This is a genomic window from Streptomyces hygroscopicus subsp. hygroscopicus, from assembly GCF_001553455.1.
GTDB lineage: Bacteria > Actinomycetota > Actinomycetes > Streptomycetales > Streptomycetaceae > Streptomyces > Streptomyces hygroscopicus.
Genome location: NZ_BBOX01000273.1, coordinates 24434 through 40051, shown reverse-complemented (window position 1 = coordinate 40051; position 15618 = coordinate 24434). Strand labels below are relative to the sequence as shown.

Genomic DNA, 15618 nt, shown 5'->3' with positions numbered 1-15618 from the left:
GCCCCGGGCCCGCGCCGAAGCCCGCTGCTGCGAGCCCGGAGCGGGCCGGCCGACGGCGGTGCGGGCCCGGCGGCGGACGCTCAGCAGCGGCGGGCGTGAAAGGCCCTGGCATCCTCGATCATCTCCTCCAGGGTGGGTCGGCCGGGCTTCCATCCCAGCTCGGCAAGGATCCGCTCGGCGGAGGCCACCAGCGTCGCCGGATCTCCCGGCCGGCGCTCCGCCCGGCGGAACGGCACCCGGCGCCCGGTGACCCGGGCCACCGCCTCCAGCACCTCCAGCACGGTGAACCCCCGGCCGTTGCCCAGGTTGTAGATCCGGTGCGTGCCGCTCACCGCCCCGCTCAGCGCCGCCAGATGCGCGTCCGCGACGTCCGCGACATGGATGAAGTCCCGTACGCAGGTGCCGTCCCGGGTCGGATAGTCGTCGCCGTTCAGCCGCAGCTCCGGCCCCCGGCCCAGCGCCGCGGCCAGGGCGAGCGGCAGGAGATGGGTCTCCGGCTCGTGGCGCTCCCCGTGGCGGCCGACCGCCCCGGCGACGTTGAAGTAGCGCAGGCTCACCGCGGCGAGACCGTGCGCCCGCGCGTAGTCGGCCAGCGCCACGTCCACCGCCAGCTTGGAGGCGCCGTACGGATTGGTGGGCCGCGTCGGGGCGTCCTCCGGGATCGGCACCCGCTCCGGCTGCCCGTACGTCGCCGCCGTGGAGGAGAAGACGATCCGGCCCACCCCGGCGGCCAGCATACCGTCCAGGAGCACGAGCGACTGCTGGGTGTTGCCGCGCCAGTAGCGCTCCGGCCGGCGCACCGAGTCGTCGATCAGCGAACGCGCCGCCAGATGCACCACCCCGTCGAAGCGGTCGGGACCGGCCAGGATCCGTGCCGCCACCGCCATGTCACCGCGCACGAACTGCGCGCCCTCCGGCACGGCGTCGGCGAAGCCGCTGGACAGATCGTCCACGACCACCACCCGGTGGCCCTCGTCCAGCAGCCGCCGCGCCACCACACTGCCGATGTACCCCGCGCCGCCCGTCACCAGGAGCCGCATGGTCACTCTCCCTCCGTCAGTATCCGTACGGCGGACCGAAGATCCGCCACCACCCGGTCCGCCGCCGACGGCGTGCCCGGCGGGGCCAGCCGCACCGTGCGGCATCCGGCCGCGCGGCCGGCTCCCACGTCCGTCTCGCTGTCGCCGATCATCACCGCGTCCGCCAGGGAGAGCCGCGGGATGTCCCGGGCGGCAGCCTCCAGCAGCCCCGGACGCGGCTTGCGGCACCGGCAGGAGTTCTCCGCGTGCGGACAGACGTAGTAACCGTCCCAGTGCGCGCCCTGTGCCCCGAGCAATTCGGCCAGCCTTCGCTCGACCGCGGCCAGTTCCACCCAAGTCACCAGGCCCCGCGCCACCCCCCGCTGGTTGGTCACCACCACCACCCGGTGGCCGCGCCGGTTCAGCGTCCGTACCGCCTCCGCCGCGCCCGGCAACAGCCGTAATTCCTCGGGACGCGTCAGATAAAGACCTGGCGGCGGGGCGGCGTTCACTGTTCCGTCCCGGTCCAGGAAGAATGTGGCCGGACTTTTTCCCCCTCGTGTGTTCGGCATTCTCCGTACTTCCTCGTGAACCGATCTACTGTTACCTTCGATGCTGTATCTCCGGGTATTCGGCGGGTGTTTTCGAATGCCGTCCCGGAATTGGTCGCGGCAGTTCGGCCGCATTTTCCCGAGGTGGTCACGCACATGAGCGACACCGCATCCGCGCGTCCGCGCGTGCTGTTCGTATCCGCCAATGAGTCGGCGCCCTGGGGCCCCAGTGAGACCAACTGGTCCCTCGCCGCCGCCGAGTGGCTGCGGCGGGGCGCGGAAGTCCACGCCAGCGTCAAGGGCTGGGAGGAGATGCCCGGCGAACTCGCCGCCCTGGAACGGGCCGGCTGCGTCGTCCACCGGCGCTGGGACCTGCCGCCGTTCGACGCCCGGCCGGTCGCCGAACTGCCCTGGTCCGAGCGCCGGACCAGCACCCTGGAACAGGTACGGCCGGACTTCGTGGTGGTGTCCCAGGGCGACAACTACGAGGGACTCGGCTGGCTGGAGGAGTGCGCCCGGCGCGGCTACCCCTACGTCGCCTACGCCAACTCCGCCTCGGAGTACGAGTGGTGCACCGACGACGTGGCGCGGCGGCTGGCCGCCGGCTACCACGGTGCCCGCGCCTCCTTCTTCGTCTCCGAACGCAACCGCGAGCTGACCGAGCGCCAGGTGGGCGAGGCCCTGCCCAACGCCCGGGTGGTGCGCTGCCACTTCAAGGTCGACTACACCGCCGCGCCGCCCTGGCCGGCCGACGACACCCCGGTGCGGCTCGCCTGCCTGGCCCGGCTCGATCCCAACAGCAAGGGCCACGACGTGCTCTTCGACGTGCTGGCGATGCCGAAGTGGCGGTCGCGCCCCGTCACCCTCTCGCTCTACGGCGCGGGCGAGTACGAGCAGGTGCTCCGCGCCCTGCGGGACCGGCTGGACCTGCGGAACGTGGAGTTCGCCGGGTACGCCAAGGACATCGAGGACGTCTGGCGGACCCATCACGCCCTGGTGCTCTGCTCCCGCGCCGAGGGACTGCCCACCGTGATCATCGAGGCGATGCTCTGCGGCCGACCGGTCGTCGTGAGCGACGTGGCGGGCAACGCCGAACTGCTCACCGATGGGGAGACCGGGTTCGTCGCCGCCGGGCCGGTCGCCGCCTGCCTGGACCAGGCCCTGGAGCGGGCCTGGCAGCGGCGCGCCGAATGGCCGGCGATCGGCCGGCGGGCGGCCGAGGCGGTCCGCCGGCAGATGCCGCCGGACCCGATCGCCCTGCTGGTCGACCAGTTTCAGGAACTGGCCGCCTGACCGGGCGCCCGCGCCCGGACCCTGCCGGCCCGGGCGCGGGGCGCTCACTCCGCCTCCCGCAGCCGGCGCGCGGTGACCTCGGGCTCCTGCGGAGTGAAGAAGATGCCGCTGCCCAGTTCCCCGGCGGCGACATAGCGCGGGACTCCCGGCGCCCGCCACACCACGTTGATCTCCAGATACAGATGGGCCGACGGCCAGTCCACGCCGTCCACCGGGCGCTGGTGCGCCCAGAGGAAGTACGGGGCCGGGCCGCCGAAGAAACGCTCCACCCGGCCCGCCACCGAGACCAGCAGCGAGGCCAGCGAGCGCCGGTCGGCCGGCCCGCACGCCCCGAGGTCCGGCAGATGGCGGACCGGGGCCAGCCGGAGGGCGTACGGGTAGAGTGGCGCCTCCGGCACCCAGGCGGTCCAGCCGCCGGCCCGCGCCACCACCAGGCCCGCGGCCGGCGGCACACACAGCGGGCAGTCCCCGCCGTCCCGGCCCAGCTGCGCCATCGCGGTCGGCGGCGGCTCCGCGAGCCCGAACGCCTGACCGTGCGGATGGTCCACGGTCGCCCCCGCGTCCGCCCCCCGGTTCTCGAAGAGCAGCACATAGCCGACGTCCGGACGGGCCCCGAGCTCCCGGGCACACTCCCGCCACAGCTCCACCACCCGCTCCGCCTGCGCCTGGTCCATGGTCGCCCAGGAGGCGCGGTGATCCGGCGAGTACAACAGCACCTCGCACCGCCCCTCGCCCAGGGCCGGCCACCGGTTGGGGAAGCGCCGCACCCGGTAGGGCTCGGGCGCCTCCAGACCGCCGGGGCAGAACGGGCAGTCCTCGGACCGGGTGCGGGGGCGCCGCTGCCGGTGCCCGGCCACCACCACCCGCGCCCCCGTCAGCGGGTCCACCCGTGTACGGGCCGTCTCCACCGGCTAGGCCCCGTCCGCCCGCACCGCGACCCGGATCGTGTCAGTCCCCGGCGCGCCGGCCAGTCGGAACGCCTCGTCCGCCGCCGTCAGGTCCAGTACGTCGGTGACGACCAGATCGGTGCGGAGGGCACCCCGGGCGACCAGCGCGGCGGCCGCGCCCATGAAACGGCCCGGCCCCATCGTCCCGACCGTCTCCATGAGCTTCAGCGGCCAGCGGGCCGACTCCAGCTCCACCTGCCGTCCCACCCGGTAGCCGACCAGGGCCACCCGCCCGCCCGGGACGACCAGTTCGGTGGCCGCGCGGATCGCCTCCGGCTCGCCGCTCGCCTCCAGTACGACATCCGGCAGCCCGTCCGGCCCGGCGTCCGCGATCCAGCCGGCCACCTCCTCGGGAGTGTTGAGCGCGGCACCGGCCCCGAGCAGCCCGGCCGTCCTGGCCCGCCCGGGCAGCGGGTCCACCGCCAGCACCACCTGCGCCCCGGCCACCTGGGCGGCCTGGAGCAGGGTCAGCCCGATCCCGCCGCAGCCCAGCACCGCCACGGTCTCCCCGGGCGCGAGACGCACCCGGGAGAGCGCGTGCAGGGACACCGCGAGCGGCTCCGCCTGGGTGGCGGCCAGCAGGTCGGTGTCCGGCGGCAGCCGCACCAGATTGGCGGCCGGGACCGCGACGTAATCGGCGCAGCCGCCCGGGTCGGTGAAGCCGAACTCGCGCAGCCCCGGGCACATCACCGGCTGGGAGCGCCGGCACCAGCGGCACTGCCCGCAACTCAGCGTGAGATCGGCCACCACCCGGTCGCCCGGCGCCACCTGGCCGGGCGGCGCCTGCTCGACCACACCGCTCCACTCGTGGCCTGGCACGGCCGGGAAGGCGGTGCCGTGCCAGGCGTTGTTGTAGAGCGAGACATCGCTGCCGCAGATCGAGTTGTAGGCGACCCGGACCAGCGCCCAGCCCTCGGGCAGCCGGGGGCCGGGCACTTCGGTCACGGTGATGTCCCGCGGTCCGTTCAGTACCGCAGCGCGCATGGGGCTTGCCTGCCTTTCCTCGTGGGCTGACCCGGGTCGTTCGTGAGATCGGGACACCCAGGGGCGTCCCTTCCTGTCCCTTCGCGGTCCGGCCGGTTCACCGCTCGCCCGTGCCGTCCCGCAGGCACTGGGTGACGAAATGGAAGACGAGGCTGTGCATCGCCTCCGCCAGCCCCACGTCCTTGGTCGGCGCGTTGACCTCCACGTCGGCGAGCTCGCGCAGCCTCCCTCCGTCACCCGCCGTGACGGCGATGACCCGCAGCCCCGCCTCGCGGGCCCACTCGGCGGCGGCGACCACATTGGCACTGGTGCCGGAGCAACTGATCACCAGCAACCGGTCTGCGGGGGCGGCCAGATGTGCCAGAGGCTCCACGAACACCCGGTCGTAGCCGCAGTCGTTGGCGTACGCCGTGAGCATGGAGAGGTTGTCGGTGAGGGCGACCGACCGCAGCGGCCGGCCGCCGTCGTAGGCGCCCTTCAGCAGGTCCTGGGCCAGGTGCGAGGCGGCGGACGCGCTGCCGCCGTTGCCGGCCAGGTAGACGGTCGAGCCCTCGTGGCGCACCGCGTCGAGTTCGGTGACAAGCGACCGCACCTGGGCGCCCATCGAGCCGAGCAGCGGTCCCGCGGTGGCGAGGTACTCGTCCCACACGTCCCGTCCGGGGCGGACGGCGGGGGCTAAGAAATCCTGTGTCATCGGTGTGTTCCCTGAGTCGGGAGGCGGGCGTCGGGATGGAGGACCCGGGCGTGAGCCGGGGGGATGAGGGGGCGAGGGGCGGACGGCGTACGGCCGGAGCGGACTCAGAGGACGAAGTCCTCCTCCACGTCGTGGTCGACGTAGCCCGCGCCCCTCAGATCCGCCGTCTCTGCGTCCAGTTCGCGCCATTCGGTGAAGAAGGTGGGACCGTAGCCGAAGGCGGTCAGCAGCCGGTCTCCCTCGGTCAGCTTCCGCCGGGTGCCGTGCATCAGCGCCTCGTTGAGCAGCAGGACGTCCCCGGAGCGGACGAACACATCGCTGAGGGTGGGGAATCCGGAGTCCACCAGGGAGGTATTCTCCCCCCGCTCGGCCCGCTCCCGCAGCAGCGGGAAGTTGGCCTTGTGCGAGCCCTGCACGTAGCAGAAGGAGCCGTCTTCCGGTGACTGGATGTCGCTGAGGTAGACGAGGGCCTTGACGTAGGGGCAGTAGAGCTTGCCGTCGTGGTACGTGTGAGTGATCGACAGATCCCGGCCCACCTGCCGGTCACCGAGGTCGAGCAGCTCCGAGTTGCCGCCGTGCAGATAGAGCACGCTGTCCTTGGTACGGCGCAGCCCGTACCCTTCCAGCAGCCGCAGCGGCTGGTTGACCACGTCCCGCACGGGGGCCAGCAGCCGGTCGTCCAGGGCCAGTCGCGCGAAGACCGGGCTGGCGGCCGGCAGATCCGGATAGCGGCGGGTACGCGGGAAGCCGGGGTCCACGGTGTCCAGCCGCTCCAGCTCGGAGCGGAAGGACTCGACCTCTCCGGAGCCGAAGACCCCGGGAATCACCAGGAACCCTGTGGTGTCGAAGATGTACAGCTGCTCACGGGTGAGCGCGGGCACGTCAGTCACCTCTCGGAAGGCGTCGGGCCCCGGCCGGACGGCCCGGCGAGGCGGGGGGGATCGGATCGGCGGACGAAGCACAGGGACAAGGCGCGACGGCGGGAGGCCGCCGGGCGGCCCGGCGGGAAGGCGGCGGCGGACGCGGCGGACCGGCAGTGCAGGGCCGCACGGGAGGGGTGTCAGCCGGTGGCCGCCTTCAGCGCGTCCGGGAGCGCGGAGAGCACCAGGCCGATGTCCTCCTCCGTCATCCGGGTGTGCAGCGGCAGACAGATGTGCCGGGCGCAGAGGTCGTCCGCCACCGGATGGCGGCCGGGCGGCAGCAGGGATGCGAAAACCGGCTGGGCGTCCAGCGGCTTCTCGTAGATCTCGCCGCCCAGCCGCACACCCGCCTCGGCCAGTGCGGCGCGCAGCGCGGCCCGGTCGGTGCCGGGGTCGAGCAGGACGACGTACTTGTACCAGCTCGCCGCCGTATGCCGGGGCAGCACCGGGGTCAGCCCCGGGATGTGCGCGAGCCCCGCCGTGTACTGCCGGGCCAGCCGGTCGCGCACCGCGAGGAACTCCTCCAGCCGGCGGAGCTGGACCCGGCCGACGGCCGCGTGCAGCTCGCTCATCCGGGCGTTTTCACCCAGCACGGTGTGATGGCTGCGCCACTCCTCGGGCTTGCCGAGATTGCGGTGGAGCCGTACCGCGGCGGCCAGTTCGTCGTCGTCGGTGACGACCATGCCGCCCTCGGCGGCCGTGATGACCTTGGTGGCGAAGTACGAGAAGGCGCCCGCCACCCCGAAGCGGCCGGCGTGCCTGCCGTCCAGCCGGCTGCCGTGGGCGTGCGCGCAGTCCTCGTACAGCCACAGCCCCCGCTCCGCGCACCAGGCGGCCACCTTGGGCAGTTCCGGGCTGATCAGACCGCCCAGGTGCACCGTGAGCACCCCCACCGTACGGGGAGTGACGGCCTCCCGCAGCGTCCGGACGGAGGGCGCCAGGGTGTCCGGCTCCACGTCCACCAGCCGGGTGCGCAGGCCGGCGAGCAGCGGCGCGGCGGCCGAGGAGTAGAAGGAGTTGGCCGGCACCAGCACCTCGCCGTCGCCCCGGGCCGCCAGTGCCCGGAGCCCGCAGACCAGGGCGCCGGTGCCGGTGCCGGTCGCCACCGCGTGGCGCGCCCCGGTGGCGGCGGCGGTCTCCCGCTCAAAGGCCGCCACCTGCTCGCCCTGGGCGAGCTGGCCGGTCTCCAGACTGGTGCGGATCGCGCCGAGGATCTCCTCGACGTCCCCGGCGGAGAAGTCCGGCCGGACCGGAACCACACGCGGGGCGCTCATCCGGCCGCCACCTCCTCGCGCATCGCGGCCAGTTGGGTGCGCAGTCCCTCGTCGATCCCGATCCCGGGGGTCCAGCCGAGGTCCCTGCGGACCTTGTAGGTGGAGACGAACCGCTGGGAGTAGACCAGTTCGCCCCGGCGCGTCGGCTCCTCGCGGTGTTCCACCGGCACACCGCCGAACAACTCGGATACCTTGCGGGCCAGTTCACCTGTGGTGATGATCTCGGGGCCCTCCAGGTTGTACACCTGGCCGGCCGCGACCGGCGCGGTGGCCCGGTAGAACGCCTCGGCCAGGTCGTGCACGTGCAGGAAGGCTCGCCGCTCCTCGCCGTCCCCGAAGACGGTGAGCGGCCCGCCGGCCGCCGCCGCCCGGAGGAACGCGGAGACGACCAGGCCCGGCCACATGCCGGGACCGTAGACGGGGCTGTAGCGCAGCACCGTGGACTCCAGTCCGTGCAGCCGGGCGAAGTCCCGGGCCAGCAGTTCCTTGGCGATCATGGTGGTGGTGTAGAAGTGGCCCGCACCTGAGGGGAGGAAGGGTTCATCCTCGTCCACGGCGTTGACCGGCATGGCGTTGTAGACCCAGCAGCTCCCGGCGATCACCACCCGGGACACTCCGGACGCCGCGGCGGCCGCGAGTACCGCCGCGGTGCCGGTGACGTTGGCGTCCATGGCCGCCACGGGTTCGGCCAGGACCGCCCGGGCGTCCGCCATGCCCGCCAGGTGCGCCACGACATCGGGGCGCCAGTCGGCGAACAGCTCGCGCAGCCGGCGCTCGTCGGTGACGCTGGTGGCCTCCCCGGGAAACGGATCGCCCGGCGTCCACCGGGTGTCCAGCACCAGGACCTCGTGGCCGCCCTCGTGGAAACGGCGGGCGACATGGCGGCCGATGAACCCCGAGCCGCCGGTGACCAGACAGCGCATCAGAACCTCTTTCCCTGGGCGTAGCGGGCGGACTGGGCACGGCGGCCCGACTCGTCGGACTCGGCGGGCCGGTCGGCCCCGGTGTGCCCGGACGCGGCCACTGCCGCGGGGGGCTGTTCGGCCAGCCGCTCCCGCCACGCGTCCCGGTCCCCGACGGCGCATCCGTCGTCGGCGTTGGGCCGTTCGTCCAGCAGCCGCAGGTACTGACGGTCGGTCAGCTCCTCCGTGGTGTGGTCCTGGAGCTCCCGGAAGTTGCGGCGGTTGCGCTGCTGGTGCGGCATGCGCATGCCGGCGCTGCCCAGGCAGTTGCGGCAGGCCCGCAGCGGCTCTGGCGACCGCAGGTAGGCGAGCAGCCGTTCGGGGAAGTCCGGTGCGTCGCTGAGCCGCAGTCCGTCCGCCATCGGGTCCCCGGCCCCCTCCAGGACCTGCGGCAGGAAGACCGACTGCGGGCACTTGAAGAAGTGGCCCTCGTACAGCGTGTGACAGCGCCAGACATGGGCGATCTGACAGGTGTCGTAGATGTGCCGGACCAGTCCGTCGTCCCCGGTGCCGCGCTCCGCGTACGAGTACCGGAAGTGGGAGTAGTACGCCAGGGTGAGCCGGACGCCGTGCTTGTCGGCATACGCCCGTACCCCGGCCATCTTCTCCTCCGGCAGCTCCCGGTCGGGGTAGACCGAGATCTCCACCTCGTCCACCGCCGCCCAGAAGTCGTCCCGCATCCTCGGCAGCAGCAACCCGTTGGTGCAGACCGTGGTGTGCGGGGCGATCCCGGAGTCGCGTACCAGGTTAAGCAGCGGCACCAGTTCGGGATGGAGCAGCGGCTCGCCGCCCAGCACCTTGACGAACCGGGCACGGAACGAGCGGGCCAGCAGGGACAGATCACGCGCGGCGGTCTTTGTCGCGATCAGCGACCGGCGGAAGACCGGCGACAGATGACTGCAGGACGCGCAGCCGAGGTTGCAGTGGTGTGCGACGTTCAGCTCGCAGCCCTCGGGGCTGACGACCTTCCCGTCGACGAGGCCATAACTCATCAGAGGTTCCTCATGCTCGCCAGGAGAACGTCGGGTCGAAAGCGGAGGCGAAGTTGTTGGAGTAGCCCCCCAGGTAGTAGCGGAGTGTCGGAAGGCCGGTGCAGGAGACCGGCTCCCGGGCTCTGCGCAGATCGGCGGCGAGCTTGTCGTCCTCACCGGTCCTGGCGGCCTCGTCGGCCGCGTCGAAGTCGTCCCGGAACGGCAGCCGCAGCAGCAGCTCCCGGGCGAGCAGCCACTCGCCGGTGTCCACCGAGACCACCGGGTCCGGCGCGCCCAGGGGGTCGAGCCGGTCCCGGCGGACGCAGGTGCCGGGCGCCACCACACCCCTGGCCCGCATCCGCGCGTACTCGGCGCGGGCGGCGTCCTCGTCGGCCGTCCACGGGTCGAGCTGCTCCAGATAGGGAGTGCCGTCCGGGTGGAACATCCTCAGCTGGGAGTGGACCGCGCGGTGCCCGGTCCGGCGGGCGCACTCCAGCAGGCTCGTCAGATGGTCCGGCTCCCACTCGTTGTCGTCGTCCAGGAAAGCGATCCAGGGACTCTCACTGATCCGGACGGCCATGTTGCGCAGTCGCGAGGAGCGGCCCGGCCCGGAGACCTCGCCGGGCCCCCGGCCGGCCAGCAACCAGCGGACGTTCTGCGGTAGTTCGCGGCCGCGCAGCAGGGCGTGGGTGTCGTCGCAGTCGTCCGCCACCACGAGGTGCTCGAAGCCGCCGGGCGGGGACTGGGTCTGCGCGCTGGCCAGCGCCCGGGCCAGCAGCGCCGGCCGGGTACGGGTGATGGTCACCACGGTGACCGCCACGGCCGTACGCCGCTCGGGAGTCACGGACACCGCGCCCGCGGGTCCGGCCACCGCGGTGGCTCGCGGACCGGGTGCCTCCGGCCCGTGCTTCGCCGCCGGGCCGCTGACCGCCGCTCCGGCGTCCGCGGGCCGTGCGGGGATCACCGGCGCGGGATCCGGAGGGACGGCCCGCCCGGGCCCCGCCGGGCACGGGGCTCCGGCGGGGCTCACAGCGGCATCCGGATCGCCCGGGACCCGCCCTCGGCCAGCCGGAACGGCAGCTCCCGCAGGCCCGCCGCGACCATCGACCGGCGGACCTCCGCGTGCCGCTCCGGCTGGCAGACCAGCAGCAGGAAACCGCCCCCGCCCGACCCGAGCAGCTTGGCCCCGCTCGCCCCTGCCTCCCGCGCCCGGTCGTGCAGCGCCTGGAGACGCGGGCTGCTGATCCGCGAACCGAGCCCGGACTTCAGCGACCAGTGCTCATTGACCAGATGTCCGATCGCCCCCAGGTCGCGCCGCTCCAGCGCGCTCACCATCTCGTCGGCGATCGACCGGATGGCGTGCAGCCGCCGCAGCGCGTCGTCGTTGCCGCTGCGGGTGCGCTCGTTCTGCTCGGCCAGCACCGCGCCCGCGTCCCGGCTGGTGCCGGAGTAGAAGAGCAGCAGCCGGGCCTCCAGCCCGGCCCGTACCGCCGCGGGCAGCTCCAGCGGCTGGGGGTCGACCCGTCCGGAGGGATGGAAGCGCAGCAGCCGTATGCCGCCGTACGCCGCCAGATAGTGGTCCTGCTTGCCCACCGCGCGCCCGAGGTCGTCGATCTCCACCGCGGCGGCCGTCTCGGCGAGCGTCCGGGCGGACGCCCCGGGGGCCGCCGCGTGCAGCACCGAGACGGCGAAGGCGGCCGAACCACCGAGCCCGCTGCCGCTGGGCGCGTCGCTGAAGGAGACGAGCTGGCAGCCGTCGTCCACCCCGGCCCGCAGCAGACAGGCCCGGACCATGGGATGCGGGTGGTTCCCGGCGCGGTCACACTCGACGGTGGTGTCGACCGCGGTCCGCAGCCTTCCCCGGAAGTCGCGCGGGAAGAGGGTCACCCCCACGTAGCGGTCGATGGCGCAGCCGACGACCAGCCCGCCGTACCGGGAGGAGTAGCTCGGCAGGTCGGTGCCGCCGCCCGCCAGCGAGATGCGCAGCGGCGAGCGGACCGTCACCACGGCCGGTCCGTCCGGCGGGTGGGCCGCCGACGCCGCGAGGGCCGGCTCCGGCAGCCGGGACGTGACGCCGGTCATGACGGACCATGCCCGGCGGTGCACTCCTTGCCCCGGCGCAGCAGGTCGTGCACGGCGGCGGCCACCAGGGTCTGCGGCACCGGGGTCAGATACCGCTGCTCGGCGTTGAGCGGAGCCCCGACCGCCCGCAGCAGCACCATGGTCACCTCCGACCCGTCGCACGACCGGTATCCGCGCTTGTTGTCGTACGCGATGTGGTGCAGCACGGTCTCGGGCGCGATGCCCACCGTCAGACAGCGACAGATCCCGATCCGGTCGATCAGCTCCTCGTGGACGGCCAGGCCCTCCGCGTCCAGCAGCCCCGCCCGGTGGGCGACGTCCGCGGCGGCGGTCATGCCGAGGGCGACCGCCTCACCGTGCTTGATCATGTCGCCGCCGGGTCCCCGCCCCGCCCCGGCCAGCTCCAGGGCGTGGCCGACGGTGTGCCCGTACTCCAGCAGAACGCCCGCGTGTTTCTCGTACGGGTCCTCCAGCAGCAGCCGGCCCTTCACGGCCAGGCTCAGCTCGAAGATCTCGCCCAGGTCGGCGGGGGAGTAGTCGGCCTCCCGGCGCAGCAGCCGCCGCAGCCGGGGAATCTGCGCGGGCTCGATGGCGAGGGCGTTCTTCACCGTCTCGCACGTTCCCGACCGCAGGTCGCGCGGTGAGCCGTTGGCCACCACGGCGAGATCGACCAGGACGGCCTCGGGAATGTGGTAAAGGCCGACAGTGTTCTTGGCGTGCCCGGTGTTCACCGCCTGCTTGACCGAGAGCACCGAGTCGCAGGCGGCGATCACCGTGGTCGGCACATGGACCAGCCGCAGCCCCCGGAAGAGCAGCCCCGCCAGCACCCCGGCGATGTTCCCCGGGATGCCGCCGCCGACCGCCACCACCACCGAACGCCGGGTCACCCCGAAGTCCAGGGCCAGGTCGACGAACCGGGAGAGAGTGGCCAGATTCTTGAACTCCTCACCGGGCGGGTGAGAGAGGAGCAGGGTCGGAGTGGTGCGCTCCAGCCGTTCCGCCAGCGCCCCGGCGGCCAGCTCCGCCACCCTGGCGTCGGTCACCACCACGAACCGGTCGGCGTCCAGCTCGGCCAGCGCGGCGGCCATCTCCGCCTCGATGTGCTCGCCCAGAACGACCCGGACCCGCTTCCCCGCGATGTCGAAGGAGCGTTCCCGCAGTCCTGAGGGAAGCGGTGGTGCCGCGGTGGCATCCGCCGCGGCCGCCGGTTCACGTGCCTGTAAGTCCATCGCCATCACTTCCCAAAGGTGTCGATGCGCTGCTTCGCGATGCTGATCGCCGCTGCCGAGATGTCGTTGCAGGACCACCTGCGGCCGGCCTTCTCGGCCGCCAGAGCGGTGGAGCCGATCCCCGCGAAGGGGTCCACGACGTGCTCGCCCTCCTCGGTGAGCAGGCGGATGAAGTAGAGCGGGGCGGCGACCGGGAAGCGGTCCAGGTCGGCGCGGGACCGGCGCTCCCCGGCAGCCTCCAGATAGGGCTGGTCCGCCCAGGAGTCGCTCAGCGCGAGGAAATTGCCGAACGGGTGGGTCAGATGGTTCTGGAATCCGCGCACCCGACGGGTGTCGGCCGGCGCGTCCGGCGACCGGGAGAGCCAGAACCAAGTGGTCACGCAGTCGTGCAGTCGGTTGAACCGGCGCTCCTCGTACTCCTCGTTCACCTCCAGCAGTCCGGGGTTGTACCAGTAGAACTCCTGGAGCAGGTACCAGTCGCCGCGCTCCAGCAGCCGGCTGAGTGCCGCGTAGTGCTGCACGGTGCGCACAGGGCGGTCTCGCGCCCAGGCGCCCCCGGTCTCCAGCACCACACTGCCGTCCCAGAGCAGGACCCGCTCCATCTCGGCCAGGTAATGGTCGAGCCAGTCACCGAAGGCGGGGCTGGTCGGGTCCTGCGACGACGGCTCACAGGGCCCGGTGAACCAGGGGGAGGTGACCACCAGACGCACACTCCGCTCGGGCAGCGCGCGGAGGAAGACCGTGGCGTCGCCGTGGAAGAGCGTCCCCTGAGCGGTCGACGCCACGGGGCGCGCCGGGGACTCGGCCTCGGTGCGAAGACTCATCGCCGAACCTCTCTCTGGTCAGGACGGGGTACGGGCCCGCTGCCTCCGGCCGGGCCGCGGGAGCCGGACCGGGCCGGAGCCCGGCCGTGCGGACCACAGGGGCCGGCCGCACCCGGATGGGCATGGGTCCCGCCGGCCGGACCGGACGGCCCGGGCCGCCGGCCAAAGCCGTCACGATGCCGCCCTCGCCTTCTCCAGCGCCGCGACGATCTCGCCCATCCGCTCGGGCTCCGCGAGGAACATCCGGTGCGGCAGGACCACCGCGTTCTCCCCGGCCGCCTCGGCCACCGGCAACCGGAACCGCGCCGGATCCAGCTCGCGCCGCCGGTCGCCGGTGGCCCACACCGAAGCCAGCGGCTGGTACAGGTCGTTCCGGTTCAGCGCCGAGTCGATCGGTTCCACATGCACACCCAGCTCCCGGGACAGGGCCGCGGCCACGGTGTGCTTGGCGGCTGGACCGAACACGTCCGGGTCCAGCCGGACGCAGACCTGGTAGGCGGCGTCCTCGGTGACCGCCTCCGGCCGGGAGAGCGGTGCCGCCCCGTCGAACCCGGCGAGCAGTTCCTCCAGCCGCCGCATCGACCGGCGACGACGGGCGTTCTCCTCGGCCAGCCTGCCCAGACCGTCCAGCGCCAGGGCCGCGCCGAACTCGCTCATGCAGTAGTTGTAGCCCTGCACGCCGGGGTGTTCGGCCAGTTGCAGCTCGCCGACGGGTGCGTCCGGCCGGGGCCCCCGGCCGTCCGCCCGCTTGCGGTAGAGCAGCTCGTGGACGGCCGGATCGGACGTGGTGGCCACCCCGCCCTCGCCACTGGTGAGCAGCTTGGTCTGTTGGAGACTGAAGGCCGCCGCGTCGCCCAGCGACCCCAGCCGCCGGTCCCGCCAGGCCGCGCCGTGGACGTGCGAACAGTCCTCCAGCACAGCGAGATCGTGGCGGCGCGCCAGCTCGGTGAGCGCGTCCATGTCCACGGCGGAACCGTGCAGATGGACCGCCATGACGGCCCGGGTGCGCGGGGTGACCGACGCCGCCGCGGCCTCCACCGACAGGCACAGCGTCTTGGGGGAGATGTCCACCAGGACCGGTACGGCTCCCACGCGGAGCACCGCCGAGGCACAGGCCACCCAGGTCAGGCCCGGTACCAGCACTTCGTCACCGGCCCGCACCCCCAGCGCCTCCAGCGCGACGGTCAGCGCCGCCGACCCGTTGCACACGGGCACCGCGTACGGGACGCCGATGAACCGGGCGAAGGCGTCGGCGAACTCCTGCTCGTACGACGGCCGGCCGGTGAACGCGCCGCTGACCGCCCAGCGGCCGGACCGCACCACCTCGAGCAGCCACCGTTCGGTGTCGGGAGTGTGCACCGGCCAGGCCGGCCATGGCTGTGCGTCGGTCATCAAGAACCTCCGATGGGGTCCTCCGGCCGTACGGCCGGGGAACGTGCCGGGGATCGGGGTGACGCCGGACACCGGGCCGGGCACCCGGTGCCGTCCGCGGGGTGGTGGGCGGACCCGCGGCGGGCGCGGCCCGGACGGGGAGTGCCTGGGGTGGAACACGTACGGAATCCGGCCGGGAGGGCCGGGAGACGGCCGGTCGGGGACGTGCCGGTGGCAAGGGACGGGAAGCCGTTGGGAGCCGGGACGGATCGCGCGAGAGGGCGGCGGGACGGGACCGGATACGACACGGGACGCGACAGCGGTTGCGCCCGCCCGGAGTTCGGTCCGTGCCGTCGACCGCGAGGGTCGGCCGGGCTGTCCGCTCCAGCGGTTGTCGAGTGCCGTAACTGTACGCCAGTGATTGGTGGACATGTCAAGCCGAGCCCGGCCGATGACCGGTTCTCTGCGCTTTCAGACCTCCCGTGTCCGCTATGGCG

General features: G+C 73.2%; 15 protein-coding genes. 1 reads left to right on the top strand and 14 read right to left on the bottom strand.

What is annotated here, in order from left to right; genetic code table 11:
* Positions 1-80: 80 nt before the first annotated feature.
* Together galE and AXW62_RS26195 are read right to left on the bottom strand one after the other, a co-directional pair.
* A complete protein-coding gene (galE, locus tag AXW62_RS26200; RefSeq protein WP_214516876.1) occupies positions 81-1046 on the bottom strand; it encodes a UDP-glucose 4-epimerase GalE in 966 nt (321 codons plus the stop codon).
* Entirely contained in the window at positions 1043-1591 is a 549-nt protein-coding gene (locus AXW62_RS26195; protein ID WP_060946677.1) for a D-glycero-alpha-D-manno-heptose-1,7-bisphosphate 7-phosphatase, read from the bottom strand. The genes galE and AXW62_RS26195 overlap by 4 nt, the downstream gene beginning before the upstream one ends.
* Before the next feature lie 135 nt (positions 1592-1726).
* On the opposite strand from AXW62_RS26195, the gene AXW62_RS26190 reads away from it, so the two are divergent.
* A complete protein-coding gene (locus AXW62_RS26190; RefSeq protein ID WP_060946676.1) occupies positions 1727-2863 on the top strand; it encodes a glycosyltransferase family 4 protein in 1137 nt (378 codons plus the stop codon).
* 44 nt (positions 2864-2907) lie between these two features.
* Here the strand turns inward: AXW62_RS26190 and AXW62_RS26185 are convergent, their stop codons facing one another.
* From AXW62_RS26185 to AXW62_RS26130, 12 genes are all read right to left on the bottom strand, one after another.
* Entirely contained in the window at positions 2908-3771 is an 864-nt protein-coding gene (locus AXW62_RS26185) for a galactose-1-phosphate uridylyltransferase (RefSeq protein WP_079106096.1), read from the bottom strand.
* A gap of 3 nt (positions 3772-3774) precedes the next feature.
* Entirely contained in the window at positions 3775-4794 is a 1020-nt protein-coding gene (locus AXW62_RS26180; protein WP_060946674.1) for a zinc-dependent alcohol dehydrogenase, read from the bottom strand.
* Positions 4795-4891: 97 nt separating this feature from the next.
* Positions 4892-5488, bottom strand: coding sequence for an SIS domain-containing protein (locus AXW62_RS26175; protein WP_063817660.1), 597 nt, complete (start codon positions 5486-5488; stop codon positions 4892-4894).
* A gap of 104 nt (positions 5489-5592) precedes the next feature.
* Positions 5593-6378 (bottom strand): phytanoyl-CoA dioxygenase family protein, encoded by a 786-nt coding sequence (locus tag AXW62_RS26170; protein WP_159060962.1) that lies wholly within the window; start codon positions 6376-6378, stop codon positions 5593-5595.
* 170 nt (positions 6379-6548) lie between these two features.
* Complete coding sequence (locus AXW62_RS26165; protein WP_060946671.1) at positions 6549-7682, bottom strand: DegT/DnrJ/EryC1/StrS family aminotransferase; 1134 nt, start codon at positions 7680-7682, stop codon at positions 6549-6551.
* On the bottom strand, positions 7679-8605 hold the full coding sequence (locus AXW62_RS26160) for an NAD-dependent epimerase/dehydratase family protein (RefSeq protein ID WP_060946670.1): 927 nt from the start codon (positions 8603-8605) through the stop codon (positions 7679-7681). The genes AXW62_RS26165 and AXW62_RS26160 overlap by 4 nt, the downstream gene beginning before the upstream one ends.
* Positions 8605-9636 carry a radical SAM protein gene (locus AXW62_RS43210; RefSeq protein WP_060946669.1) on the bottom strand — a complete coding sequence of 344 codons (1032 nt, stop codon included), beginning with the start codon at positions 9634-9636 and terminating at the stop codon, positions 8605-8607. The genes AXW62_RS26160 and AXW62_RS43210 overlap by 1 nt, the downstream gene beginning before the upstream one ends.
* Before the next feature lie 10 nt (positions 9637-9646).
* Positions 9647-10579 (bottom strand): glycosyltransferase family 2 protein, encoded by a 933-nt coding sequence (locus AXW62_RS26150; RefSeq protein ID WP_060946668.1) that lies wholly within the window; start codon positions 10577-10579, stop codon positions 9647-9649.
* Between the two features lie 62 nt (positions 10580-10641).
* Positions 10642-11697 carry a GHMP family kinase ATP-binding protein gene (locus tag AXW62_RS26145; protein WP_060946667.1) on the bottom strand — a complete coding sequence of 352 codons (1056 nt, stop codon included), beginning with the start codon at positions 11695-11697 and terminating at the stop codon, positions 10642-10644.
* Positions 11694-12926 carry an iron-containing alcohol dehydrogenase gene (locus AXW62_RS26140; RefSeq protein WP_159060961.1) on the bottom strand — a complete coding sequence of 411 codons (1233 nt, stop codon included), beginning with the start codon at positions 12924-12926 and terminating at the stop codon, positions 11694-11696. The genes AXW62_RS26145 and AXW62_RS26140 overlap by 4 nt, the downstream gene beginning before the upstream one ends.
* 5 nt (positions 12927-12931) lie before the next feature.
* Positions 12932-13750, bottom strand: coding sequence for a DNA-methyltransferase (locus AXW62_RS26135; protein WP_060946665.1), 819 nt, complete (start codon positions 13748-13750; stop codon positions 12932-12934).
* Positions 13751-13921: 171 nt separating this feature from the next.
* Complete coding sequence (locus AXW62_RS26130) at positions 13922-15142, bottom strand: DegT/DnrJ/EryC1/StrS family aminotransferase (protein ID WP_060946664.1); 1221 nt, start codon at positions 15140-15142, stop codon at positions 13922-13924.
* Positions 15143-15618: the final 476 nt, after the last annotated feature.

Coding starts and splice junctions, on each gene's coding strand:
- AXW62_RS26195 (WP_060946677.1), bottom strand. CDS start 1,591: ATGCCGAACACACGAGGGGGAAAAAGTCCGGCCACATTCTTCCTGGAC.
- AXW62_RS26190 (WP_060946676.1), top strand. CDS start 1,727: ATGAGCGACACCGCATCCGCGCGTCCGCGCGTGCTGTTCGTATCCGCC.
- AXW62_RS26180 (WP_060946674.1), bottom strand. CDS start 4,794: ATGCGCGCTGCGGTACTGAACGGACCGCGGGACATCACCGTGACCGAA.
- AXW62_RS26130 (WP_060946664.1), bottom strand. CDS start 15,142: ATGACCGACGCACAGCCATGGCCGGCCTGGCCGGTGCACACTCCCGAC.
- AXW62_RS43210 (WP_060946669.1), bottom strand. CDS start 9,636: ATGAGTTATGGCCTCGTCGACGGGAAGGTCGTCAGCCCCGAGGGCTGC.
- AXW62_RS26140 (WP_159060961.1), bottom strand. CDS start 12,926: ATGGACTTACAGGCACGTGAACCGGCGGCCGCGGCGGATGCCACCGCG.
- AXW62_RS26175 (WP_063817660.1), bottom strand. CDS start 5,488: ATGACACAGGATTTCTTAGCCCCCGCCGTCCGCCCCGGACGGGACGTG.
- AXW62_RS26145 (WP_060946667.1), bottom strand. CDS start 11,697: ATGACCGGCGTCACGTCCCGGCTGCCGGAGCCGGCCCTCGCGGCGTCG.
- AXW62_RS26160 (WP_060946670.1), bottom strand. CDS start 8,605: ATGCGCTGTCTGGTCACCGGCGGCTCGGGGTTCATCGGCCGCCATGTC.
- AXW62_RS26135 (WP_060946665.1), bottom strand. CDS start 13,750: ATGAGTCTTCGCACCGAGGCCGAGTCCCCGGCGCGCCCCGTGGCGTCG.
- AXW62_RS26165 (WP_060946671.1), bottom strand. CDS start 7,682: ATGAGCGCCCCGCGTGTGGTTCCGGTCCGGCCGGACTTCTCCGCCGGG.